This window comes from Granulicella sp. S190, assembly GCF_009766095.1.
In the GTDB taxonomy this organism is placed as follows: domain Bacteria; phylum Acidobacteriota; class Terriglobia; order Terriglobales; family Acidobacteriaceae; genus Edaphobacter.
The window spans coordinates 127,834-152,109 of the sequence record NZ_LMUD01000040.1; the positions used below are offsets into that span (position 1 = coordinate 127,834).

The window sequence follows — 24,276 nt, forward strand, 5'->3', positions numbered from 1 at the left end:
GCGTTGAGAACTGAGCGATCATTGCGCTGGCAACTCGGCGGTTGGGGAAAAGCTATATCGCGCAATAAGCCATTCTCCTCCGTTCATTTTGCGAAGCAGGAAAAGCTCATGGAAGGTGGCGGGAGAGCTCTTTCGAGTGCTGGCGGGGGTGAACAGTCCCGCGGACTCCGTACGTACGTAGGCCCACTCTAGAGACATCTCCACCAACTCCTCTATCTTCGTCTCCATCCGGAATTGAATGTGCTGGAAGGTGTTCTCGTAATTTTCGGCAACGGCTTTCCGTCCGACGACTGTGGGTTGAAGAAACGGCAACATCACGGGATCGTCTGTATAAAGCTTGAGCGCTGCGTCGACATCGCTGCGATTCAGAGCGTCGAAGTATCGCGCGATTGTGTTCCTGATCGCGGCGTCGTTGGTCTTAGCATAGAGGGTCATCGAGAAGCCTTTCTGGAGTGTGAGTTCGACGGAATCGTTCGCGGATATGTGCTGTCGAGAACCATCCTCTCCCCCGAAGCGGGCTTTGACCGCTTCGGGGAGAGGAACAGATGTCAGGACTGAAGGAGGAGATTGCGCATCACCAGCGGCTCGCCAAATTGTTGCGAGCGTCCCGCCGCTAGGTTGCCGAGGTCAATGGGAGCGAATCCGAGGCTCTTGATGACCGCGCTCACCGCAATACGCGCTTCGGCATCATTACCCGACAGGAAGATGACACGCCGGCCAGCGCCCTCTTCCGGGGTCGCAGCGAGAACTGCTGCAGGAAGTGTGTTGAACGCCTTCACCACGCGTGCACCGAGTAGGTACTCAGCCACCACTTCAGACGAGAGCTTTCCGCCCAGATCTGTGGGTGTAAAAGCGGGAAAGTCGATGGCGTTAGTGGCGTCGATGACGATTCGTGCAGCCCAGTCTGTCTTATCGCCAAGCTGCGCGACCGCCGAAAAAGGAAGCGCCAAAATTACGATGTCAGCCTCGAGCGCCCCTGCCAGTTCTACAGCCGTGATACTTGATCCAAGCTTCTTGCAAAGAGGCTCCAGCGATGCCGGACCGCGATTGTTTGCAATCGAAACGGGAATATTCTTTTGAGCAAAGTGACCAGCGAGCGCGGAGCCGATGTTTCCAGATCCAAGGATGGAGAGTGTCATGATGTGCCTTTCCGATACGTTCTCCTGGATCTCTATCAGAGTTCCAGACCGTTCGAGACCGTAGGGACTCGCACCGGTTAGGCAATCATATCTCAGAATCGCTTGTGTGTATGCAACACAACTACACTAGTTTGGTGAAGGACAATGCACGTGGAGGCGTCTTGAAGTTCCCTCGCTTGCGAACATCCTTCATCACATCGGCGATGCTCACGCCGGCAAGCTCGTCTTCCATTGCTTTACGCGCTCTGTCCAGGCTCGGGCTTAGCACAGCTTGGATGTTCTTCCCGACCATGCAAACCTTGCTCGGCGTCGACCTGTGCAGCGCGAACAGGTCGCCCTGCTCCATGATGTTGTAGACCTCGAGCAGGGTGATCTTTTCTGGCGGTTTGGCGAGCAGCGCTCCTCCGCCCGCGCCCAGTTGCGAGGTCGTCAAGCGAGCAGCCGCGAGACGGCCAAGAAGAGCTCGTATCACTGTAGGATTGGTGTTCGCGCTGAAGGCCAACTCTTCTGACCGAACAGGTGTTCCCTCATTCACAGCCAAGGAGGTAAGTACATGAACCGCAACGACGAATCTGGAGCTTGTAGCCAAAGTTAATCTCCGTATGTGTGTTCAGCATACACATACAGATAGATCAGAGATGATTCGTCCTGGTGAACGCTCTTCCCATAAGTTAGGATCGTCAACTATTGGCCGATACTTCGGTACTGAAAACCCAGAACATTTCTGGCAAACGCACCCTCCGAGGAGATTCGGGCCACAATCGTAAGTCTCGCCTCGCCATTTCCGAGCATCTGACCAAGGAAGGTGAGACGAGCCATGTATTTCGAACAAACAGAACTCTTGAATATCGCATTTGAGGCGCAAGGGGTTTCATCCGGAGAGCCGGTGGTCCTACTTCACGGGTGGCCGGACTCGCCGGCAAGCTGGATGCCTATCGCGTCTAAACTGCAAGACCGTGGCTTCAGAACGATCGCGCCCTATTTGCGAGGATCGCATCCGACAAAGTTTTTGTCGCCAGCTACGCCCAGATTTGCCGGAGCTGTAGCGATGGCGCAGGATGTGGTCGATCTTGCAGACAAGTTGGGAATCAGCGAGTTCGCTGTTGTCGGGCATGACTGGGGAGCCCGCATTGCCTACACGCTGGCGGCGCTCTATCCCAAACGCATTCGCGCGCTAGCCACACTTGCATTGGCTTACCAACCACGTGGTGAGTTCCATCTAGGAAGCTTCCAACAGTCCAAGCAGTTCTGGTACCAGTTCTTTCAATGCACCGATGCGGGAGCAGAGGCGGTGCGCCGAGACCCCATCGGCTTCGCTCGCATTCAATGGGACACCTGGAGCCCCGAGGGCTGGTTTGCGGAAGAAGACTTTGAGCTTGCGAGCAGGCACTTTGATCGCCCGGACTGGGCGGAAATCACTTTGAATGCCTACCGATCCAGATATCTCAAAGGCGAGGCTTTTGATTCTCGTTATGACGAACTTCAGGCACGTCTGAAGGACAACGTGCTCCTGGACGTCCCTACCGTGATGATCCAGGGCGCTTCAGACTTTTGCGATCTTCCGTCAGCTTCAGAAGGCCAGGAGAAGCATTTTCGAAATGGCTATAAACGAATTCTACTTAGCGGCGTAGGACATTTCCCGCACCGAGAGAATCCATCAGCAGTCGCTGATGCAGTGCTGCACCTCTTGATGGAAAACGGTTCACACTCAAAATGATTGAACAGCCCTTACGGCTGTGTTTGATGCACAAGGATTGCCTTGATCCAAAATATTGTTCGGACTTTTTGAATGCACTTAGGCTGTTCGCGCAAGGCCCAGCGAAGCTTGAATCTGCTCAAAGAGCTCTTGGGGGTGCTCTTCTGGGACAAAGTGTCCGCAATTCGGAATGACAACCCCAGAAACAGTCGTTGCGACCATCGAGATCATCTCGCGGATTTGATCGCCCCGGGAGTTTGACCCACCGATAGCGATCACGGGCACCTGCACTTTTGCAGTCTTCAGGGCTGCCGTCTGTTCCATCGTCGTAAAGGCCGCTCGGTAGACGCCCATCGAGCCAAGAACGCCCTCGCGTCCGGAAAATGTGCGCAAGAACTCATCGACGGACGCTGGAGAAACTGCTCCCTGGATTGCACTCTTGTTGTCGTAGAACCAGGTAAGAAACTCTCGTTCCTTACCAACGATCAAACGCTCCGGCACATCAGGAGCGAGTGGTAAGATCCACCACCAGAGGGAGCCCTTAGTCATCGCTTCCGGTGTGTACGCGATCACTTTTGTGAGGATCTCAGAAAGCATCACAGGGACGTCGATATAGAGGAGTGCCTGCACCTCATCGGGATAATCCGCGGCCCATAGCAATGCAGGTGGGCCTCCCATGTCATATCCGACAAGGACAAGAGGCTTTCCAGAACCAAAGTCAAGGTGCTTCACCAGCGAACGGAATTCTTCTGCAAGCGCGCGTGCATCGTAACCGTCTTTGCCAGCTGGCTTGTGAGAATCACCGTAGCCCCGCATATCTGGCGCGAGTACGGCGAAGCCAGCCTCTGCCAGCAGCGGCATCATCTTGTGCCACGTATAACTTGTGCCCAAGAATCCATGCCAAAGTAAGATGGGCTGTCCGTTCGGATTACCCCCAACCCAGTAGTGGATGCGGACATTGTTCAACGTCGCATAGGCGCTCCTGAAACCAGGCATATCGGCTTTTTCGTGATTTTTCATAGAGTTGATCTCGAACTTGTTTTGGACCGCGCACAGATCTGGCGTGGTGGCCGCAAGCGCGGCCGTGGTACCGAGTTGGGCGATAAAACTTCTACGGCTGAACATGAGATCTCATCCTTTACGTCGCACCTTCGAAACTCAGAGTGCCGTTGTATCCAGGAGGATGGTTCCCTGAACCTCACGATCCTCCAACAAGCGATGCCCCTCCGCCGTCTGACTTAGAGGCAGCACTTGCGCAATAGACGGCTTCAGCTTCTTATCTGCCGTTGCCTTTACGAGGAATTCCATTCCCTGATGAATGAGATCAGGCCTTGTAAGATAGACGGGCAGGTAAAACCCAGTCAGGCTTTGCGATTTTTGCATCAGCCGACGCGGAGCAAATGGCTCGCCCGGGCCACGCGTGGATCCAAAAAGAATGTAGCGGCCGAATGGCGCAAGGCACTCGAAGTTCTTCTCGAAGATCTCTCCTCCGATTGACTCAAGTAAGATGTCGACCCCTTTGCCGCCTGACTTCTCCAGCACCGTCTGAGGCCAGTTATCTTCCGTGTAGTCGATGGCGTCGTCAGCTCCGAGACTGCGAATGAAGTCCAGCTTCTTGCTGGTGCTGGCTGTCCCTAACACTGTGCCGGCGCCGAGGATTTTCGCGATCTGTATTGCCAAACTGCCGACACCTCCGGATGCACCTTGCACAAGTACCGACTCACCCGACACCAGCTTCGTTGAAGCAGTGAGCAACAGGTATGCCGTCAATCCTTGGTTGGGTAGAGCCGCAAACAGATCTGCATCCTCGGATTCTGGTATCTCGACGCAGAAATTGGTCTCTGCCGTAACGAATTGAGCATAGCCACCGCCCTTAGGTGTGTACGCGAGAACCTTCTTGCCAACCCAGGACTGATCCGCAGAGGAACCGGCAGCTTTCACTCTTCCGACTGCCTGCAGGCCCGGGATATGCGGCAATTTGATCTCGCCACCATGTGTCTCTGGGCGGTTATAGGTTCCCTGGCGCTCGCGGATATCGACGTAGTTGATGCTTGAACGCTCCACCTGAATCAGCAACTGCTTCTCCCCGGCAATCGGTTCTGGCATTTCTCCGAATTCCAAAACGTCCCGCTCTCCGAATTTGCGATAAAAGATTGCTTTCATGTGTCCTCCATGTCGATATCAGATGAGACCTTCAGCCTAGTTCAGCGTTTCCTAATCAAGGCCCGTAATTCTTGCGACGAGTTCTCCAAATTTGGCATCCAGTGCCAAAGCTGCTTTCAGAAGAGGTTCGTTCTCGACGGTAACCATCAGCGAGGAAGGCTGCACATAGTAAAGTGTTGAGCCTTCGCCCTCCTCTACAAGCAGCATCTCCACAGGCGCAAAGAGGCCTGCCGAGATGTCTTCCTGCAACATCGTGATCGCGAACTGTGGATTTCCCAGGATGATCCGCAAAACCCGTCGATGAATTCCATAGAGTGCGATCCAACCACTGTGCTCTATCTCGGCAAAGAGCATAAAACCGCTTGGTCCGACAAAGCGCCTTGTAACTTCAGCGTCAAACTCTTCCGGCGAGCGACTCTGCGAGGCGACCTCGTTCACTAGAGGAACGGTTGATTTACCTGTCTGCTCTCGCAAACGGTTCATCACCTCATCAAACGGCAGAGCACTCGTCACTTCGATACGCTTTCCTGCAAAGTCATGAACCGACCGTGTCGTATCCTTCATCTGTCCCTCACTTTCGTCTGTTCCCTCGTCCACGTTGAAACCGTTCGATGCAATTTATGCGGGAGCTCCAGCAAGCTCTGTCACAAATGCAACAACCTTCGGGTCGATCCTGCGTGCTGCCTCATTCACCTCGTCGTTATGCAAACGATCCATGAGAGTTGATGGCAGATCGTATGCGATCCGAACTTCGCCTTTTGCGGCCTCGTAGATAAGGATGTGGAACGGCACCTGAAAGCAGACCCCGATGTCATGTTTTACCATCGTGTGCGCCAGGAGAGGATTGCCGTAGGTGTACTGCTTTGCTTTACCTCCGATCCCGTAGAATTTTAGCCAATGGCCATGATCGAAGGTCAACACATGCAGGAAGCCACTGGGACCAAAGCTCGACTTACACAAGTTCTCCCAGTCCTGGACGTTCGACAGAGCTTTCATGCCGTTCAAGAACTTGCCGTCATCTCCATCACCGACAGCAGCTTCGAACGCATTGACGACTTCCTCGAACGATTTGGTGCTCACATGCTCATAGTGCTTCACGACATACTCATCAATCATTGAAAACTCCTTATACCGTGGCTCGTCTGAGGGTGATCCGGACGGCACCGTTCCCCCAACACAATCTCTGATGATGGGCAGACCTTACAAGATGCATATACATCACACTTTGCCGATTCTGCTATATTGATGATGTGTACACATCTCTACCATCGGGAATAGACCCTTGCGCCTGCACCACAGTAAAGAAGTTGTCACGGGTGTTGGGCCGCTATTATGACTCGGACATCTCCCCTGCCGGCGTAAACATTACCCAATTGGCCGTGCTTCGCTGTATCGCCAGACGCAGTGGCGAGCCTTTGGTTCGCGTCGCAGAGGAGATGGAAATGGATCGAACATCCCTCTATCGGGCAATCGCACCGATGATTCGTGACGGTTGGCTTGTTTCCGCCGACGGCAGTCACACTCGCTTTCGCACTGCGAAGGTCACGCCCAAAGGGCGCAAACTTTTGACTGACGCGAACAAGCGTTGGGAAGGTGTACAGCAGAATGTCATCGGTAAATTCGGGCGAGAGAAATATGAGGTACTGCTTGCCGAGCTCGATCGACTGGCGGCCTGTGCGACTGCGGAATAGTCAAGAGCCTTAATGCCGGTTCAGGCGATGGCGATCCGAATCACGTGAAAATATTTAAGCAGGTTATGGTGACGCGTCAATAACACTGGCGTTATACAGTGCCGGACTCCAGGCGGCCAATTCCGAACTGGCGAGTACATCCCCTGTGAAGTAAGGGTCCGCCTGGCGTATCTCTTCCGCTGCCTCAAGATCTACCGCTTCGTAAATGAACAACGCTCCCGTTCCGTCCTCATAAGGACCAGCTGCCCATAACTTATTCTCTGAATCGAGTCGCGCCATGTACTGTCGGTGAGCCGGCCTAAGCTCTGCGACTCGATTAAGGTCGTCGATGTAGCGGCACAAATTGACGAATTTCATGATGCTCCTCCGAATGATGTGAAAACCTTAGAGCATCAGAGATGACAGTGACCGGTATCGCCACAGCAACGAGACGATGCATACACATCTTACTGCACAATGCCACAGCTGGGCGGGTCGATCAACCTATTCTCGGTTCTCACTGAAGTTCTTTGAAGGCAGCCACATAAGTTTCCGGCGTTAGTGCCCGCTACCTGCTGCTGAAGTATCTGCGTGAACTGAAGTACGTATGACTTTGTTGGACCGTATACGGGGATCCAGGTGATGGGAGCTATTCCAGCGCCGGAGCCGATATTGATGATCGTGCCATTCCCGCGTAGCGTGAAGCGTTCCAGGGCCGCCTTCGAGAGTGCCGTGACATTGAGGGCGATCATGTTGGCCATGACTTCAGGCGCTATTTCCGTTAGAGGTTTCGCCAACGAGTAGCCCGCGTTATTGACCAGCACAGAGATCAATTCATTGCTGGCGATCTTCTCAATCGTCTCAGAGAGGCCGGCGGGTTGGCTGAAATCTGCGACGAGCACTTCCGCCCGGATGGAGAAACGCTCCTTGAGGTCGGCCGCGATCTGCTGGAGACGGTCGGTGCGACGTGCTATGAGAATAAGATTGTAACCACGCGCCGCCAAACGGTCGACATAAACCTTCCCGATTCCTGAAGATGCGCCGGTGACGATAGCAGCCCCAATGCTGCTGGAATTCGATTCGCTCAATGTTTTCTCCTTAATGGTGCACGTCCTGACAGAACGCCATGTTCCAATGCTAGGTTCGGACTAGCGATTGAGGCTTGCAACCTTGGTGCCCGTCTTCTTGCGGTCGGCCAGGATTTGGGCTTCCGGCAGGAAGGTGATGGCCCTGGCTACCTCGGGGTCCCAGGCAGCGGTGACCTTGAGGCCTTCGGTTTGGCCGAATTGGCTCTTGAAGAGCTCGCTCTTGATGCTGGCCTTGAGCCAATCGTTTACGCCGGCGATCTCTGCGTCCGTGTATTCGACGTCCTGGAACTTGAGGAAATCCTTGAAATGCTGCATCACGGGGTCGTCGACGGTGAAGTCGCGGGCGATGGTGTGGTTGGCGAGGTAGTGCTTGCTGAAGTCGAAGAAGGCATAGTGCTGGTAGAGCGTGCTCTGGAAGTGGTTCAGCTTGGTTGGGTCGATCTTCTCGTCCGGGGTAATGCCGCCGCCGCCGTAGACGGTGCGTCCGGAGTCGGTGAGCTTGACCTCAAGGTTCGACTTATCCTTGGACGTGGTTTCCTGGTCGCGGCCGTAGTAGTAGTCGTAGAGCGAGACGCCATCGTAGTTCCGCTGGATGAGTCGGCCGGACGGCGTGTAGTAATGGTAGGTGGTGAGCGTGAGACCAGTGTTATCGGAGATATGGAATTCGGTCTGGACGAGGCCCTTGCCGAAAGTGGTTTCTCCGGCGATCAAGGCGCGGTCGTGATCCTGTAATGCACCGGTGACGATCTCGGCGGCGGAGGCGGTGCCGCGATTGACCAGGACAACGATGGGGTACTTGGTGCCCTGCTCGCCGTGGGAGGCGCGGTAGACCTGGTCCGGAAACGCGCGACCGCGTTGGCTGACGACGATCTGGCCCTTCTGGAGGAACTTGTCGGACATGTTGACGGCTTCGATCAACAGCCCGCCGGGGTTGCCACGGAGGTCAACGATGAGGCCCTTCATGTCGTTGTCCTTGTTCAACGTATCGATGGCGTCGCCGACTTCCCGGCCGGTAGTCTCGATGAAGCTGGTGACGCGGATGTAGCCGATGCCGGGACGAACGTTGAAGGCGAGGTCGACGGACGGGCGGGTGATGTCGTCGCGGACGAGATCGAAGGTGAGGAGTTTGGCTGTGCCTTCGCGTTCCATACCTATGGCGACGTGGGTGCCCTTGGGGCCTTTGAGCCGGGAGGAGACGGTGGAGGAGTCCATGCCGGCGGTGGGTTTGTCGTCGATGGTGCGAATGACGTCGCCGGGGCGGATGCCCGCTTTATAGGAGGGCGACCCTTCGAACGGTGTCACGACGACGACCTTGGTGCTGTTGCCGGCCTTATCGGGCTGGGGCTGGATGGACATGCCGACGCCGTAGTATTTGCCGTGCTGGTCTTCGCGCATCTGGGCCCAGGCCTTGGGATCGAAGAAGTTGGAGTGGGGATCAAGGGTGTGGAGCATACCTGGAATCGCGCCGCCGTAAACGGCCTTATCAATCTTGTCGGTATCGAGGTGTTCGGCGTAGTTCTGCTCGACGATGGAATAGACGTTGGTGAAGGAGTGCAGGGAGTCGCGCAGGGTGGACTCGTCGGATGCCGACTGAGCAGCCACTTTATGGCTGATAGCAGACCCGAGCACGGCGCAGGTCGCCAGAAAGAGAGTGACAGAGAAGAGAGCGCGGCGTGTGTGTGGGGCCATTTGCTGATTTACCTCGAAATAAGGCGGCGCGTGGCCGCGGGACAGGTTAAGGGCGCAGAAACCACGAAGAAAGCGGCTTAGCTATTCATCCACAGAGGGGCGGTATTGCATCTTCCCTCGGCTCTTAAAGTTCAACAATCGCGCGGGGAGAAACCGTGCTGGTTTCTCCCTACGCCCTCATTTCGCCTCACCCCGGCCCGCTCGCCGGGTTCGCGCTAGGAGTTTTGAGGAGCACTCGACGCAATCTATTCCCGCCTCTCAAGTCAACCGCTTTGGGCAAGCATCTTGAGGCCGCAGTCCCCGTGCATGCTGTGATGACGGCGCTTGTTGAAGATGCGACGGGAACGGGCGTTGACAAATCCGGAGCGGTCAGCCTCATCGCTTCACATACACAACTTCGCCTGCGTATTGCGGCTGACCTGCGGGCCACGAGATATCGACCCACGCCTTGCCATTCTCGACCAACGTCATTCGACCTTCCCCTTCGGGCTTTCCATTGCGAGCAACCTTGTAGATGAGCACCTCTGGACCCTCCGCAATGACACTTAGCGTTAGTCCAGGCGCAGGCTTCGTCCTATGGATCTCCATCGGCACACCGTCAGTTTTCCCCGTAACCACTTCTCCAAGGGATGGAATCTCCCACTTGATCTGCCCATCGGGCTGCAATGTAAACCGATAACCATCCGCAGCCTGATCTTTGGCTCCGGGAGTGCTTCTGCTGGCATCGAGAACCCAGGTACCGTTCCACGGATTTTCTGCCGGCGTCGCCGCAGGGGCTAAAGAAGCAAGGAGGAGAGCAGTAGCCAAGGTAAATCCCATATTTGATCTTCACTTTCCGTTGGTTACACCAACATTGGTTGTGGTTAAGGAGCGCCGATTTTGCTTGGATGTAGCCTTCCATCAGCAACGGGCAGTCAAGAGCCGGTCTGCCGTTGCCCTGGCTTCTCGCCTGCCGCTTGTACGCTCCTGATCCATCCATCGATCCGAGCGTCCAACATGTCCATGGGTAAGTTACCGGCGCTCAGTATCTCGTCATGGAACTTGCGGATATCGAAGCGCGGGCCAAGCTGCTGCTGTGCTCGGGCGCGCAATTCGCGAATCTTCAGTTGACCAATCTTGTAACTAAGGCTCTGGGCGGGAAGGGCAATGTATCGGTCGATCTCAGCCTGAATAGTCGGTTCGTCGGCGGCCCCGCTCTCGCGAAAATAAGAAACCGCCTGGTCGCGGGTCCATCCATCGGCGTGGATGCCAGTATCCACAACGAAGCGAACAGCCCTCATGAGTTCGAGATTCAATCTGCCGTAGTCCGAGGCGGTGTCCTGAAAGAAGCCAATCTCTTTGCCCAGCGCTTCCGCGTAAACGGCCCAACCCTCGGCATACGCGTTATTCTGAAATTCTGATCGAAAGGCCGGCAGGCCTTTTAGATGCTGCTGAATAGTGACCTGCAGTGCATGCCCCGGTATGCCTTCGTGATAAGCCTGTGTTTCATCGCTTATCAGCCGTCTATGGGCATAGTTGGAAGTAGCCACGACCACGCGGCTCGGGGTGCTTCCGTCTGCGTTGCCACCGACATAATGCGTACCCATTTGCGGTTGTGATTCAGGGACTGCTTCGACGACCAGCTTAGCTTTAGGGTAGTCAAGAAATAGCTCAGGCAGTCGAGGTTCCATTTGGCTGACGTAATGCCTATAGTCTTCAACGATTTGTTCCGATGACGTTGGGATGTACTTGGGGTCACTGTTAATCGCGGCGCGAAAGCTTTTCAAATCCGTATATCCCGCTTTGTGAGCAAGGTCGGTGAGGAGCCCATTGATGCGAGCAATTTCTCGGAGCCCGAGCGCACGAATCTCAGCTGGGGTCATATTCGTCGTGGTCTCTTCGTGGATGGCGTTCTGGTAGCGCCGCGCTCCATCTGGAAGGCTGCTCATTCCGATTGCGGTGCGGCCATGCGGCGCGTAGTCGTCCGCAACATAGGCAGCAAAACGCTTGTATGCGGGCAAGACCTCATTGTTCGCCGCAGCGACAATCTCTTCGGTGAGACGCTTCTGATCTGCCGCAGAAACGGACGATGGGAACTTCGTCGTCGGCAAGACGAAAGGATCTTCAGCAACAAGCCCCTGGCACTGAGCGGGGATTTGCTCAAGCAGGAAGCGCACCGGCATCAACCCGTCCTTTTCTCCCTGTTTCAAAACTTCAATCGTCTGCTGGAATGCCAGCGGCATCTCATGCAGTCGCGTGATGTAATCCTCATAGTCCTTGACCGAATGGAATGGCAGGGATCGAGGAACGTCCGCGAGATCGGTGTGAATGCCTCTGAATTGCGTGAGCGGCATCTCATAGGTCTTCAGAGAATAGTCGGTCATCCGTTGATCCAACTCCCGCAGCATCAACTCGCGCGAGATCCGATCCTGTTCGGGAAATCCATCTGAAGAGATGGTGGCGAGCCGGGACCGGAACCCGCGGTCGATCGCGTTCTGACGTGCGCTTCCTGCGAGCGAAAAATCGCCGAGTAGGGACTTCTTCTTTCCTGAAGTAGGAGCTGCGTCCGAAGCAGCTTGCTCTTTGAACAGCAGATTCTGCCGATCAAGCCTGTTCTGCAGGGAAGATGCCTCAAGTTTCTTCCCCTTCTGACTCGCTCCGCCGGTCGGCGTCTGGTGCAGCACGATTGAAGCCGACTCATCTGTTCGGAGACTGAACGACGACGAGGGCGTGCCATAGAGCAGCATAGCCAACAACACAGACATAATTTACCTTTCGCGGTTGAGCTCAGAAATAAGGGGGCCTAGGTGCATGAGGGTCCGGCTTAGTAGAGGCCGTAACGTCCCTTTACAGATTCCAACAGTCTTGCGGAGTTGAAGCCAAGACCATCGCGGAAGACTAACTCGACGTTCTCTATATCGTTAACATGGCTGCTTGGATTCCCCTTGACCACAACGAGATCAGCATTCTTGCCAACGGCAATTGAACCGATATGATCCGCCTGGCCGAGATAAATGGCGCCGTTGAGTGTGGCAATCTTGATCGCCTCGACAGGTGTGAATCCGCTGTCCACAAGGAGTTCGATCTCACGCTGATCTCCGAAGCCGGGCAGAATATGTCCATCACCGGTGGGGTCCGACCCCGCGAGCAACAAGCCACCAGATGCCACGAAACGACGTTCTAACTGCTGTCCACGCTTGAAGCCAACTTCGTGATAACGCCGGTAGCCATCCCGGCTTTTGGTCGTATCGGCATTTCTTTCATAAAGGTAGGTTTCCCTTGCTTGAGGCGTCATCGCGTCGAGAGCACGTTGTTGCAAAGGCGGATTCATGTCTCCATCTTCTTCAAATACAGGAAGCGTACTCGTGACGGCGACATGCTTGGATACCAGCAAGGCGATCAGTGCTTTCGCCGCTGGCCCATCCGGGTCCATCGCCTTCAGCGTAGGGCCACCAGACGTGGAGGGGCATACGTCAGGCTCTTTACCGGGATCGAGTTGGGTATTGACGAAGAAGCCGTGCTCTAGATTGTCAATGCCCAACTCTGCGGCTTCCGGATAGGTAACCGAGCAAAGATGTCCTGTGATCTTGAGCCCTTTCGCATGGGCTGCTTCGGTGGCCGCCTTTAGCTCGGCGCGCGTGATATGGTCGTAGGCCTTGAAGCTCGTCGCGCCTTGCGCTGCCCAGTATTCGACCGTCGCCCGAGCATCCTCTGGACCGGTCAGCGTGTGCATCTGTAGGAAGAGATTGGGAGCTCCCTGAAGATAGGGTCCAGTGACATCCATGTGCGGACCGGGTGTGTGGTTTGCTTCGATCTCGCGTTTGAGATTCAGTTCAGCGTAGGGTTCAACCGATCCGGTGGTTCGGAGAGTGGTGACGCCGTTCGCCAGATAGAGACGTGGAGATGTGTAGGTCATCTGCGGCAACAGAGCGGGATAATTCGTCTGGTGCTCGGCATTGTCATCCGGCCGGGCTACATAGAACAAATGATCGTGCATCCCTACGATTCCAGGGAGCAGAGTACGGCCTGTCATATCAAAGACGGTCTTCCCATCTGCCACATCGGTACGTACGGTTGGAGCGAGTGCTGTGATCTTTCCATCTGTGATTTCGATTGTCTGATTCTCTAGCGGTGCTGCCCCCGTGCCATCAATCACTCCTGCATGAATCAGGCGAACCGAGCCTCTGTGTGCATCGATATCGACGAACTTGCTGACCTCAGGAGAGACCCGTGCAGGTTGACTTGCACCAGTTTGCAAGACGGCACTATTCACGGTTTCTGCGTGTGCTCTGCCATCAAAAGCTAACAAGAGCGAGAGGGCATAAGCAGAAAGCCGACTTCGATTCGCACGCTTGGACTTGATGATGCGATGCTTAGGCAAAGAAACGGAATCATGTTCAGCTAAGCGTTGTTGTGAGATGGTCTCTTTGAGAGGGTGGGGCCAAGTGGTATAGGGGTAAGGCAAGCGGTTCTCTCCAAGCTGTTCTGCTACTGTTTGTCACTTTCACTGTTCAAGAGGCAACTGACCAGATACAGAATGTGCTTCTGCGCTCGTAGCGAGAGCGGCAATGGCGAGAACTCCTGCCCTGTAAACGAAACGTCCTGAGACGAATTTCATCCCAGTCAAGTGTGGCGCGCAGGCGGGCACCTAAACCTTCATAAGTCGCCACTTTACGCTTGCCCTTGTGCTGCAGTGAATCGATCAAACTCATCCTCCTCATGCCACCGTCCCCGCTGACTCCCTCGTATCCCTCGAAGGGATTTATCAAATCAAGCGAAGCGGACGCTTGTGATGAACCAATCAATCCCTCGCGGTTTTTCTTGAACGTCCTCGGGTATAGGCGCTGTCCCTACGCAAAGACCTCTTCCTGCTCTCTTGAAAGGGACGTTATACCGCCTGATCACTTAGCCGCGGTAGCGGGACGCCGGCGTACCTGTCTGGGCGGAGCCCATCAGCGTTGTGCTGGCCTTGATGTAACTTGCGAGCAGAGCAAGGTTTTCCACGGAAGGAAGCGCAACCTCTTCGCCCATGTCCAAGCTCTTGAGCGATGCTGCTACGCAGTCTTCGGCAGACATGATGATTGATGAATCAACGTTCGAGCTGTCCCATCCCTCCGTTGCCGTTCCTGCGGGAGCGACAAGCTGAATCTTCACCGTGCTGTCCGCATGCTCGGTCTGAAGACCGCGCGTGAAAGAGAGAACGAATGCCTTCGTTGCGCTGTAGGCGCTCGTGCCGGGATAGCCCGCAAAGCCAAGCACCGATCCGATGTTGACAAGTGTCCCTCCACCTTTTGCTTTGAAACGAATGAGCGCGGCCAGGGAGATATGCACAAGCGCATCGATGTTAACTCGCAGAAGGGTGTCAATCTGATCGAGAGTCGCATCCGTAGCGGGTCCCATCAGCATGATGCCGGCATTGTTCACCACCATCGTGATCGCGGGTTCGGTGCGGATCACCTCAACTACCCGTTGCACATCTCCGGCCTTACTAAGGTCGGCAACAACCTTCGTGACTTTGTTCCCATAACGAGCCTGAAGCCGAGTCGCCAGTTCGGAGAGGCGGTCCGTTCTGCGCGCAACGAGAAAGAGATCGAAACCCCGTTTTGCCAGCTGCTCCGCGTATTGGAGTCCGATCCCTGACGACGCTCCTGTTACTACTGCAGTCCCTGTTGTCTGTTCTGTCATCTTCTAGTCCTGCCTTCTTTTGAAACTTCATGAGCAATTGTGAAGCTGCTATTGAGCGCCGACTCTAACCTGGCATCGGACGCCGGGGATGTGGCCTGTAAGAAGTTAGCTGCGAGATGGGATGCGCCCCATTCCGCGAGTTCGTCCAGCAAAGAGATGAGAGGCTCTCGTATGGAATCTGTGAGCGTGTATTCAACATGCAGTACGGAACCGCTGAGGTCTCGTCTTAGGATGATTTGAGAGGCTTCCAAGAAACGTAGCCTTGCTGTAAGAGCTTTCTTAGACGCCAGCGGTATCTCACGTCTAAGCTCGCTGAGACGCACCGGACGTTCACGCATGGCACAGAGAATCTCTACTGTCCATTTACCCTGCAACAGCTCAGCGACAATTGAAACTCTCTTTGTGTAGGCGATATCCAAGTTGCGACCAAGACCTGCTCATACTATTTCTCGTGAGTAATTAATTTCGCCTCATCCTTGAGAGCAAGCCCCTAGGATCATTTCGGCCGGAAACTGGGCCGTGGCTTTGCGCTGCAGCGTTCGTATGCGGACGTCCTATGCATCCACGACCACCAGGACCTTCATCGCGTCCTCCTTTCGCCTCACACTTTCGCCCATACATATGCACGATCTGACAATTAGAGGCGCATGAAAACCAATGGTTGCAAATTATTCAGCGGTTATTTACGATGTGCACATCGATCGATTTGCCATTGTAAGGAGGCGCCTTGCACCCCAAATCGTTCCTGTCTCGTGAGCGGGGAATGACCTTTTGCAGACAAAAAGCACGGGAGAGTTGTGAAAATACACGCGTTTAGAAAAAGTCTCCTATTAATCTCAGCAATATCCGTCGTGCTGGCTGCACCGGCGGATTGGGCACAAAATGCGTCCCCTACGCTCCTTGCTTCACGCAATAGCTTCGCTGAGAAAACGATCACAGTACCCATGAAGGCCGATCGTTGGCTTTCGAACGGCAATGCCACGTTCACGGCTGACGATCATGCCCCCGATGGAGTGCTTGCGATCAGTAAGGGACCTGTCGATGTGAAAGGTTTGACCTTTCGCGATGGCACAATCGAATTCGATATGTACATGCCGGATCACGGGATACTTGGAATTAGGCTGCGCGTGCAGAATCGAGATAGTGCCGAAGCTCTCTTCTTCCGCCCACAGAAGGACTGCAACGCCTCTCCTGATTGCATGCAGTACATGCCCCTTGAGCACGGCGCGTACGAATGGGATTTATTCCCGGAGTATCAAAGTTCCGCGCCCATTCGCACCCTGAGCTGGAATCATTTTCGAATCGTGGTCATGGGGAGGACGATGCGTATCTACGTAAATCGTTCCAGCAAGCCAACGCTCAGCGTGGATCACATGGAGGGCGGCGCGCTCTCTGGGGGACTCACCTTCGGAGGTCCGGCAAAATATGCGAATCTCGTGATCACGCCTGCGAAGCCATCATCCGCCGCAGCCCAAACAGTGCCGGAGCGGAAAGACGGATTCCTGCGACACTGGAAGATTTCAACGGCATCCGTACTCGCCTCCGTTCACGACCCAAAGCTCGATGCCCCGATGGGCGTTCAGCCGCCTTATGCGTTGATGCCCCCTGATGGTAAGGCTTGGAAAGCCATAACTGCTGAGACGAAGGGTCTGGTCAATTTCTCACACGAAGTCGGGTCTGCGAAAGACGGTTCGGTGATCTCTCTGGCGTGGGCAAAGACTACGCTCGTCTCCAACAAGGCACAATCGAAAAAAGTCCAGATCGGCTGGGTACGCGAGATCTGGGTTTACGTGAACGGAACCCTTGTATTCTCGGACAGAAACATCGAAGGTCTTCCAGCGGCGAAGGCCGCCGACGGACGAATCTCGTTGGAAAACGGAACGTTTCTGTTGCCGCTCGAAAAGGGCAAAAATGAGATCGCAATCGCGCTAGACGATAATCTGCCGGGCAACACGCAGCACTATGGATGGGGTATGGAATTAAAGCTTAAAGATTCGACCGGGATCTCGTTGGAGACGGAAAAATTGGGTGGCCAGTAATGATGCTTGGGTTGGAGTCTCTCTTGACGGAATACCGCGAAGAGTAGAGCCTATGGGAAGATCGTAAGAGTACACCTAGGAATTTTTACCAGTATCAATCGGACCGACGCTGCAGATTGCACCGGGCGATTGCGTTGCTAGAGAACCAACCGCCCATGCGGCTCTATTCTCCGAGCCGGGATGTCGTGAGTGAACTGTGCGGGTGTAGAGCATGTACGCGACACTAGGGTCTTCCGATCCGATTCAATCGAACATGCGTCTTGTAGTGTCGATTGTCTGCATTTTGTTTTGTATCTCTGCGGTCGCCCAAGTCGGCGTGGGCCCCTTCTCCATGCCTCTGCCCCTTCCAATACCTGAGCCGCGCGATCAGAAGTTTAAGGGTACGATCCAACTTCATGTCGATGCTACCGACACGTTTCATAGCCTTTTCCGCGTAAGCGAAACCGTGCCAATACAGAGCAGCGGCGAAATGGTGCTGCTTTACCCTGAGTGGGAAACGACCAGCCACAGCCCCACGGTATCCGCTATAGAGCTGGCAGGCCTCCGCGCAAAGATCGATGGACACGCTATCGAGTGGCGACGCGATACGATCGACATTCACGCCTTTCACTTGACCATCCCTGCGGGCTCACATTCGCTGACACTAGATTTTCAGTACCTTCCGTCGCGCTCCTCAGCCAAGTTGCGCCCAGAGATGGTCGATGTGGAGTGGCAACATCTTCTGCTCTATCCTGCTGGTTGGTTTGCTCGGGATATTCCGGTGGTTGCTCAATTGGAACTTCCCAAGGGGCTGCGTGCATTTACCGCGCTCACACGGCTCCCCATTCTTGATAGCTCAATCTACTTTTTGGCTTTCGCGCCTGAAACACTTGACCGCCTCGTTGATGCTCCGGTCTATGCCGCTCGATACACACGACAGCTGGACCTCACATCTTCATCCCATGTCCCCGTCCATCTTGATCTCCTCGCAGATGAACCTGCGGACCTCGAGGTATCGCCAACAGATCTTGGAGAGTTGCGGGCCCTGGTGGTGCAAGCCTCAAAGGTGTTCGGCCCCCCACCATTTCGCCACTACGAAGCTTTGGTTTCGCTCAGCGATCAGCTTTCGCCGGGTGGCGGCCTCGAACATCTTGATGAGGGCGAAAACAATCTGCCAGCTAACTACTTTACGGCAAGCGGGAAGCAGTTGAACAACCGGGACTTGATCGCGCACGAGTATATTCATGCCTGGAACGGCCGCTTCCGCCAGCCCGCTGGTCTGTGGTCGCCAAACTTCAATCGACCAACTGACCCCTCGATGCTGTGGGTCTACGAAGGACAGACTGAGTTTTGGGGACGCGTGCTCGCGGCCCGTGCCGGCCTGCGCACGACGCAACAGACTCTGGATAAACTTGCGTTCGACGCCTCACTGGCCGCCCCACGTGGGGGCCGCGCGTGGAAGACACTCGCCGACAGTACACTCGACGTTCTCTACATGCCCGGACATCCAGTCATTTGGCGCGACTGGCAACGCCGAGAGGACTACTACCCGGAAGGTGTTCTGCTATGGCTCGATGTTGACGCGCGCCTGCGCGAACTCAGTCAAAACAGGGTGAGCATCGACCAGTTTGCTCAGCGTTTCTTTGCCACGCACGACCGTGTAGAAAGCATTTCAACGTACAGCTTTCAGGATGTTTGCGATACGTTGAACACGCTCGCACCTGCGGATTGGAAGAGCTTCCTGAATCAGCACCTATTCACACACGCCGCTTCCGTCGCCATCGCCGGGCTAAAGCGCGCAGGTTGGCAGCTAACCTACACCTCCAGTCCGACCGAAACGTTTCTGCAGGATGAAGCCGATGCTGGCGTCATCAATCTCGACGATTCGATCGGTGCTGAATTCCGCCCCAACGGCAGCGTTCGCTCGGTTACGTGGAACGGCCCCTCTTTCCGTGCTGGACTCTCCCCCGGCGTCCACGTCGTCGCCGTGAATGGACACCCCTTCTCTTCGTCCGTCGTGCGTTCCGCCATCGTGGATTCTGCAACGGTCCCAATATCTCTTACGTTGCAGGATGACGAAATGCACCGCGATGTTATCGTCCCCTACGCCGGGCCGTTGCGCTATCCACATCTAGAGCGCATACCCGAGACGCCCGATCGCCTCACGGCGCTGCTTGCCCCTCATTAAGGATCGCTCGGCGTAGATGGCTTGAAAAGATTCGCTCGAAGCCTGTGCCAGAAGTGTCTAGCTTTACTGGTTTCTCGTGCTGCCAAGTATGGCCTTTGGAAAAGTGGATGAATTGTGGCGCTCCACAGCATACCTCCAACGGCTCCTAAGTAGACAGAAGTTCTTATTACTTCGAGGCATTAAATCGGCCGGACCGCTGTGACTGTGCTCTTCGTCAATAGCGAAAACAGCTGGACGCCTGCCCAAATCTTGCGATCGTCGGCTCGACCAAGACAGCACTGTTCATGCTTCAATCCTCGCTTCATTGTTGTCAATTGCGGTCTGCTTTGCGAAGCTTATTCTCCCGGCGTGCACGGGCATCTTGGGACCATGATCCCGACCGCACTATCGGTAGCGACAAACAGTTGTGGTTGATCGATGACATGGTGAACCACGAATCCCCGCAATCAGAGCGGGAAGAGTATCCCTACGAGAACAGACGAGAGATAGCGACCGTTTTGCGGTCCAAAGCGCCACCCGCTAATGGCAAAGTGGCCGGTATGTTCACAATGATAAACCAAAGAATTATTTGCAACCAATGGTTCGTATACGCCTCTAATCGACATATCGCTTGTCTGAAGTGGCGAAAATGCGGGGCAGAAGGGGTATGTAAGGGAGCTTCTAGTGATCGGGGCGCGTCGCAGGACGTTCGCGAGTGACACGCTGCACACGGTTCTACAACCCTAAATTCTGTTCCTGTTTACTTTAGTTTTGAATCGCCCTCGCGGCCCGGCTGTGATAACGCGGGTAGCGACGCCCGCAATGAGGGTTAGTTGAAGGAGAGATAATGAAACGACGAATCGGCAAGCTATTCCTTGTACTGCTAAGTTCAACCTTAGTTGTTCGTGGCCAGAGCCCACAGTCCCCGCAGATGGTTCCGGCTGCCACAAGCAACATCGTATCGGACACCACGGATGTGCAGCACGTACTTGATGCTTATCACGCAGCGGTTCTCGCTCACGATGGAGCGCGACTCGCCAGCTTGTTTCTTCCTCAGGGGAGCACCTGGATCAACGTGCTTTCTGAAGAAGCCTACGCGCGTGTCAAAGCCAAATCGCCGAGCGCGACAAGGGTTCGCGTCGGCAGTTATACAGACTTTGCTAAGTTGGTATCTTCCTCGAAGGCAAGTCTCGATCCGACCCACACAAACATGACGATTCACACTGACGGAACAGTGGCCTCTGTGTACTTCGACTTCATCTTCCTGGTTGATGGAAAGGAAACGAATCGCGGAAGTGAGACTTGGGTACTTGTGAAATCGGACGGTGGATGGAGGATCGCCGATATCACTTATTCATCAAATCCTCGTCTGTGATTGATTGTGATCGGTCGGAGAGAATGCGATAGGCGCAGCCAAAGCGGTTCACCTGAGTAATGATAAGTGGGTATCAACATCCAGCTTCGTCCACTCCAGGCTTATCACCTCGCTGAATCACTACAGTTGGCTTCAACAGCTAAACGCTCAACCCTAATAATTCCGATTGTGTTTTCCCACGACATATCAACTGGGGGGGCCAAGTCATTGAGAAGGTCTATGACTTCAACGAGGCACCGGCACCATTGCAGGCTTCGAATCGGCGCAGCACTTTGGGAAGCTCGTCTTGTGTGTGCTAAGCACCCGGAATTATCTGGTGAAGAAAGAGAAAACTATGAGCACTAAAATTGTAACGAGATCGACCCAAGCCCACACCATCACCGTCGAAGCAGCGAACGAGTTGATCAAGATAGCTCGCGCAGCCTCTCAGCAGATCGGATTTGAAGTGGCGATTGCGGTTACGGATTCGGCTGGAAATCTCAAAGCCTTTGAGCGCACCGACGCCTGCCCGTTCCTAGCGGCGGACGTTGCAATCGACAAGGCCTGGACTGCCGCAGCCTTTGGGCTGTCCACCCAGACATGGGCGTCGATTCTGACGAACCCACTTGTTTCCCAGCTTGCACATCGACCGCGTCTTGTAGCGGTTGGCGGTGGTTATCCCGTGATCGAAAGCGGTAGGGTGATCGGTGCGATCGGCGTCTCCGGTGGCACCGCCGAGCAGGACCAGCAGGCAGCCGAAGCGGCACTTCGCAGCCTCGGTTTTACGCTCCCCGCTTAATTCGTGCCGGGAAACATCAGACGACTTGCAAGGAGCAAAGCTTGTGCAACTGACATCAATTCGCCGCAGACGGGACGAGGCGCGGGACTACCGGGAGCTCTGCGTTCCGCGCCCCTTACAATTGTTCAGCAGATCGTCAGTACTTCACGTTTGCTAGATCCTCGATCATCCCTGGGCCGGTCGGCTCCCAGCCCAACGTCTTGCGCGTCCACTCGCTCGAGGCCGGCATGTCCATCGTCGCTGCGTGACCAAAGAACGGTCCAAAGTGTTCGCCCGCCTCTTCTGCGGGGATAGCAATGGCCGGCACGTCGAGGCCCCTCGCTATCGTCTCGGCAATATCGCGCAGGGACACGCCTTCTTCCTGTACCGCGTGATATGTCGTCACGCCCGATCCCGTGTTCTCGACCGCCAGATAGTACAGGTGTGCAACAGCGTGCAGCGGGGCTGCAGCCCAGCGGTTTGAGCCGTCGCCTACGTAGGCCGAAGCACCTTTCTCGCGTGCGAGCTGAATAACCCTCGTCACCAGTCCCTGCTTGCGCGTGTCGTGCACCTGCGGCAGACGCACAATCGCCACATGCACACCCCTTGCCGCAACCGCCTGCGCCGCCTGCTCCGGCCTACGCGGCATTGCAGCCGATTCTGCTGGAGGATCAGTCTCTTTGCGAGGCTGGCCCAGCGCGCCAGCCGTGATTCCGATGCCTGAGGTGACCACCAGCAGCTTGCCCGGCTCAAGCACCGATCCCATCGCTTCAATCGCCTTGATCTCATCCTGCGCACTCTGCGCGAACTTCGACATATCGTCGTGGTTGAACGCCAGGTTCACCACAGCGTCCATGCCGGTTGCGCCGGTGCGCAAACAGTCGAGATCGGTAAAGTCTCCGCGAAGCACCTCCGCGCCCACGGCCTTCAACTGCTCCTCGCCCGCGTCCCTGCGGGTAAGCCCACGTACTTGGTGCCCCGCTGCAATCAGCTCCTTTACCAGCTCCGTACCAATAAATCCCGTTGACCCCGTTATGAATATACGCATCGTCGCCTCTCCTGTTGTTGGTAGCCAGCCTGTGGTGGTTGCGTGAAAAAACGTTGACAGGCGAATCTCTGCCTTGTAAAACGGGGATAGTCCCCGGATATATAGGATATCCGGGGACTGTCCCCGGTTGCATTTAAATTTCTTGTCCGTTCGGCATGTCGAAAAAGAAGATCTCGCCACTTCCGCCTGCCCGCAAACCCCGCGCCGACGCGGAGCGCAACCGCGAGCGCATTCTTGAGGTAGCCAAGAAGGTCTTCACGCGCGACGGCACCGCCGCGAGCCTGGATGAAATCGCGCGCGAGTCCGGTATCGGCAACGCCACCCTCTATCGCCACTTTCCAACTCGCGATGATCTCATCGGAGCGGTCTATCGCAGCGAGGTCGAAAAACTTGCGTCAGCTGAACAGCGCTTCGCCGCCTCTATGCCGCCGCTTGAAGCGCTCCGCGCCTGGATGCTTCTCTTCATCGACCATGTCGCCGCAAAGAGCCTTATCATCCCAGCCATGAATACCGTCGCCGGCGGTGCCACGCGCCTCCTCGAAGGCTCCCGTTCGCTCATCCATACCGCCTTCGTATCCTCCGTGAGACGCGCCATCGCCAGCGGCGATCTCCGCTCGGACACAGACCCCGATGACTTCGTTCGGGCCCTCGTCGGCATCTTCCACACCGCCGCTCTCCCCGGTTGGGAGCCCAGCGCCCGACGCCTTGTCGATATCCTCATCGCAGGTTCCCGCGCTGCGAATAAGCACTCCGCCGCTTCGCCCCGTATACAGCACCAATAGCGAGGCTCTGGCACCATGCATCCCGGCGTCGAGTGGGCGAATAAAGGGAAGCACTGACCGGCGACTATACCTGGCAGGATGCAGAACGCCTTCGCAAAGGTGCCTTCAGGCCTCTACGGCCCTTCGCAGCCTCAAACGAGTAATCCAAATTCCTTTTCGTACGATTTTGACGTTCGGTGTAGTGGCCCCTACTGGCCTCTCGTGCGACCAGGAAGGGACTACTGCTCTGGTAACTGGAATGAGTCTTGATACGCCACGGGCATAAATTCAACGACTCCTAAGTGGACAGAAGCTGTTATTGCTTTATTGCACTGGAGCGGCTGTATCGCTTAGAGATTGCACTTTTCGGCAATCGCGGAACAGTCTGAAGGCCCGCCCAAAGCGTTGCGATTGTCTGCTCGGTCACGAGAGTCTGGTCAGACAATCCAGGCACAACTCCCTGAATAACAAAGAGTGTGGCGAGGCCAAAGATCGTAAACCACCAAGTGTGGGCTATCACGATGTCATCCCTATTTGGCAATTTTTCACTCTTGGCAACATCGAAAAAGAGCTGCACAAAGCGCGCGAACAACGGCGCACCAAGGTCGTCGATATATTGTCCAGCGCGGACGCCGTTTCTGTTCTCAGGCCCGAACCAGACGTTGCGGAACTGCTGTGGATGGTCAATGCAGAATTGAATCAAGCCGCGTGACGTTGCGAAAAGGCGTTCCTTCGGTGCGGGATGTTTAGCGGCAGTCGCGTCGAAGTTCTGAATCATCAGCTCGATCGTCTCGCGGCTCAACTCAGCAAGAACGTGCCATTTGTCGGGGAAGTGCTGATAAATCACAGCATGCGTATAGCCAATCTCTTTAGCGATCTCGCGAAGCGTCACGGCTTCGTAGCCGCGATCGGCAAACATCTTGCCTGCAGCCGCAAGGATCTCGCCTCGAAGTCTTTCCTTACGCTCTAGCCGGCGACTTGGTGATGTGGTTGTCATCTGAATAGCTTAACTCCTTCTGGTCGAAATTTCCGTCCAATCGT

Annotated in this window: 24 protein-coding genes; 7 read left to right on the forward strand and 17 right to left on the reverse strand. The window is 55.3% G+C overall.

Features of this window, described 5'->3' with window-relative positions:
* Positions 1–18 precede the first annotated feature (18 nt).
* From GSQ94_RS18500 to GSQ94_RS18510, 3 genes are all read right to left on the reverse strand, one after another.
* Positions 19–435: an SgcJ/EcaC family oxidoreductase gene (locus GSQ94_RS18500; protein ID WP_158945337.1), complete on the reverse strand. Its 417-nt coding sequence runs from the start codon at positions 433–435 to the stop codon at positions 19–21.
* A gap of 113 nt (positions 436–548) precedes the next feature.
* Entirely contained in the window at positions 549–1,139 is a 591-nt protein-coding gene (locus GSQ94_RS18505) for an NADPH-dependent F420 reductase (RefSeq protein ID WP_216843140.1), read from the reverse strand.
* Positions 1,140–1,260: 121 nt separating this feature from the next.
* Complete coding sequence (locus GSQ94_RS18510) at positions 1,261–1,728, reverse strand: Rrf2 family transcriptional regulator (protein ID WP_158945338.1); 468 nt, start codon at positions 1,726–1,728, stop codon at positions 1,261–1,263.
* Positions 1,729–1,956: 228 nt separating this feature from the next.
* On the opposite strand from GSQ94_RS18510, the gene GSQ94_RS18515 reads away from it, so the two are divergent.
* A complete protein-coding gene (locus GSQ94_RS18515) occupies positions 1,957–2,856 on the forward strand; it encodes an alpha/beta fold hydrolase (RefSeq protein ID WP_158945339.1) in 900 nt (299 codons plus the stop codon).
* Positions 2,857–2,934: 78 nt separating this feature from the next.
* On the opposite strand, the gene GSQ94_RS18520 is transcribed toward GSQ94_RS18515, so the two are convergent.
* The 4 genes from GSQ94_RS18520 to GSQ94_RS18535 form a co-directional block, all read right to left on the reverse strand.
* Positions 2,935–3,855, reverse strand: a complete 921-nt coding sequence (locus GSQ94_RS18520) for an alpha/beta fold hydrolase (RefSeq protein WP_158945340.1) — start codon at positions 3,853–3,855, stop codon at positions 2,935–2,937.
* A 138-nt stretch (positions 3,856–3,993) separates the two neighbouring features.
* Positions 3,994–4,941, reverse strand: a complete 948-nt coding sequence (locus GSQ94_RS18525; protein ID WP_254063979.1) for a zinc-binding dehydrogenase — start codon at positions 4,939–4,941, stop codon at positions 3,994–3,996.
* A 108-nt stretch (positions 4,942–5,049) separates the two neighbouring features.
* Positions 5,050–5,562 carry a DUF302 domain-containing protein gene (locus GSQ94_RS18530; RefSeq protein WP_216843141.1) on the reverse strand — a complete coding sequence of 171 codons (513 nt, stop codon included), beginning with the start codon at positions 5,560–5,562 and terminating at the stop codon, positions 5,050–5,052.
* 54 nt (positions 5,563–5,616) lie between these two features.
* Positions 5,617–6,114, reverse strand: coding sequence for a DUF302 domain-containing protein (locus tag GSQ94_RS18535; RefSeq protein ID WP_158945342.1), 498 nt, complete (start codon positions 6,112–6,114; stop codon positions 5,617–5,619).
* A 203-nt stretch (positions 6,115–6,317) separates the two neighbouring features.
* Here GSQ94_RS18535 and GSQ94_RS18540 point away from each other — a divergent pair, with 203 nt between their 5' ends.
* A complete protein-coding gene (locus GSQ94_RS18540) occupies positions 6,318–6,689 on the forward strand; it encodes a MarR family winged helix-turn-helix transcriptional regulator (RefSeq protein WP_158945343.1) in 372 nt (123 codons plus the stop codon).
* Positions 6,690–6,752: 63 nt separating this feature from the next.
* On the opposite strand, the gene GSQ94_RS18545 is transcribed toward GSQ94_RS18540, so the two are convergent.
* The 8 genes from GSQ94_RS18545 to GSQ94_RS21950 form a co-directional block, all read right to left on the reverse strand.
* Positions 6,753–7,046: a YciI family protein gene (locus GSQ94_RS18545; protein WP_158945344.1), complete on the reverse strand. Its 294-nt coding sequence runs from the start codon at positions 7,044–7,046 to the stop codon at positions 6,753–6,755.
* 89 nt (positions 7,047–7,135) lie between these two features.
* Entirely contained in the window at positions 7,136–7,756 is a 621-nt protein-coding gene (locus GSQ94_RS18550) for an SDR family oxidoreductase (RefSeq protein ID WP_158945345.1), read from the reverse strand.
* Between the two features lie 60 nt (positions 7,757–7,816).
* Entirely contained in the window at positions 7,817–9,445 is a 1,629-nt protein-coding gene (locus GSQ94_RS18555; RefSeq protein WP_158945346.1) for a S41 family peptidase, read from the reverse strand.
* Between the two features lie 375 nt (positions 9,446–9,820).
* Positions 9,821–10,264 (reverse strand): hypothetical protein, encoded by a 444-nt coding sequence (locus GSQ94_RS18560; RefSeq protein WP_158945347.1) that lies wholly within the window; start codon positions 10,262–10,264, stop codon positions 9,821–9,823.
* 95 nt (positions 10,265–10,359) lie between these two features.
* Entirely contained in the window at positions 10,360–12,189 is a 1,830-nt protein-coding gene (locus GSQ94_RS18565; RefSeq protein ID WP_158945348.1) for a DUF885 family protein, read from the reverse strand.
* 59 nt (positions 12,190–12,248) lie between these two features.
* Positions 12,249–13,889: an amidohydrolase family protein gene (locus tag GSQ94_RS18570; protein ID WP_254063980.1), complete on the reverse strand. Its 1,641-nt coding sequence runs from the start codon at positions 13,887–13,889 to the stop codon at positions 12,249–12,251.
* A gap of 440 nt (positions 13,890–14,329) precedes the next feature.
* Positions 14,330–15,109, reverse strand: coding sequence for an SDR family oxidoreductase (locus GSQ94_RS18575; RefSeq protein WP_158945349.1), 780 nt, complete (start codon positions 15,107–15,109; stop codon positions 14,330–14,332).
* Complete coding sequence (locus GSQ94_RS21950) at positions 15,106–15,528, reverse strand: helix-turn-helix domain-containing protein (protein ID WP_158945350.1); 423 nt, start codon at positions 15,526–15,528, stop codon at positions 15,106–15,108. The genes GSQ94_RS18575 and GSQ94_RS21950 overlap by 4 nt, the downstream gene beginning before the upstream one ends.
* A gap of 525 nt (positions 15,529–16,053) precedes the next feature.
* On the opposite strand from GSQ94_RS21950, the gene GSQ94_RS18585 reads away from it, so the two are divergent.
* The 4 genes from GSQ94_RS18585 (at position 16,054) to GSQ94_RS18600 (ending at position 21,447) form a co-directional block, all read left to right on the forward strand.
* A complete protein-coding gene (locus GSQ94_RS18585) occupies positions 16,054–17,148 on the forward strand; it encodes a hypothetical protein (RefSeq protein WP_158945351.1) in 1,095 nt (364 codons plus the stop codon).
* Positions 17,149–17,479: 331 nt separating this feature from the next.
* Entirely contained in the window at positions 17,480–19,315 is a 1,836-nt protein-coding gene (locus tag GSQ94_RS18590) for a hypothetical protein (RefSeq protein ID WP_254063990.1), read from the forward strand.
* An 826-nt stretch (positions 19,316–20,141) separates the two neighbouring features.
* Positions 20,142–20,669, forward strand: coding sequence for a nuclear transport factor 2 family protein (locus tag GSQ94_RS18595; protein ID WP_158945353.1), 528 nt, complete (start codon positions 20,142–20,144; stop codon positions 20,667–20,669).
* A 334-nt stretch (positions 20,670–21,003) separates the two neighbouring features.
* Positions 21,004–21,447 carry a heme-binding protein gene (locus tag GSQ94_RS18600; RefSeq protein WP_158945354.1) on the forward strand — a complete coding sequence of 148 codons (444 nt, stop codon included), beginning with the start codon at positions 21,004–21,006 and terminating at the stop codon, positions 21,445–21,447.
* 136 nt (positions 21,448–21,583) lie between these two features.
* Here GSQ94_RS18600 and GSQ94_RS18605 read toward each other — a convergent pair whose 3' ends face one another.
* A complete protein-coding gene (locus tag GSQ94_RS18605; protein WP_158945355.1) occupies positions 21,584–22,474 on the reverse strand; it encodes an SDR family oxidoreductase in 891 nt (296 codons plus the stop codon).
* 155 nt (positions 22,475–22,629) lie between these two features.
* On the opposite strand from GSQ94_RS18605, the gene GSQ94_RS18610 reads away from it, so the two are divergent.
* Positions 22,630–23,256 (forward strand): TetR/AcrR family transcriptional regulator, encoded by a 627-nt coding sequence (locus GSQ94_RS18610; RefSeq protein ID WP_158945356.1) that lies wholly within the window; start codon positions 22,630–22,632, stop codon positions 23,254–23,256.
* Between the two features lie 295 nt (positions 23,257–23,551).
* On the opposite strand, the gene GSQ94_RS18615 is transcribed toward GSQ94_RS18610, so the two are convergent.
* Positions 23,552–24,232, reverse strand: a complete 681-nt coding sequence (locus GSQ94_RS18615) for a TetR/AcrR family transcriptional regulator (protein WP_256369985.1) — start codon at positions 24,230–24,232, stop codon at positions 23,552–23,554.
* Between the last annotated feature and the right edge of the window lie 44 nt (positions 24,233–24,276).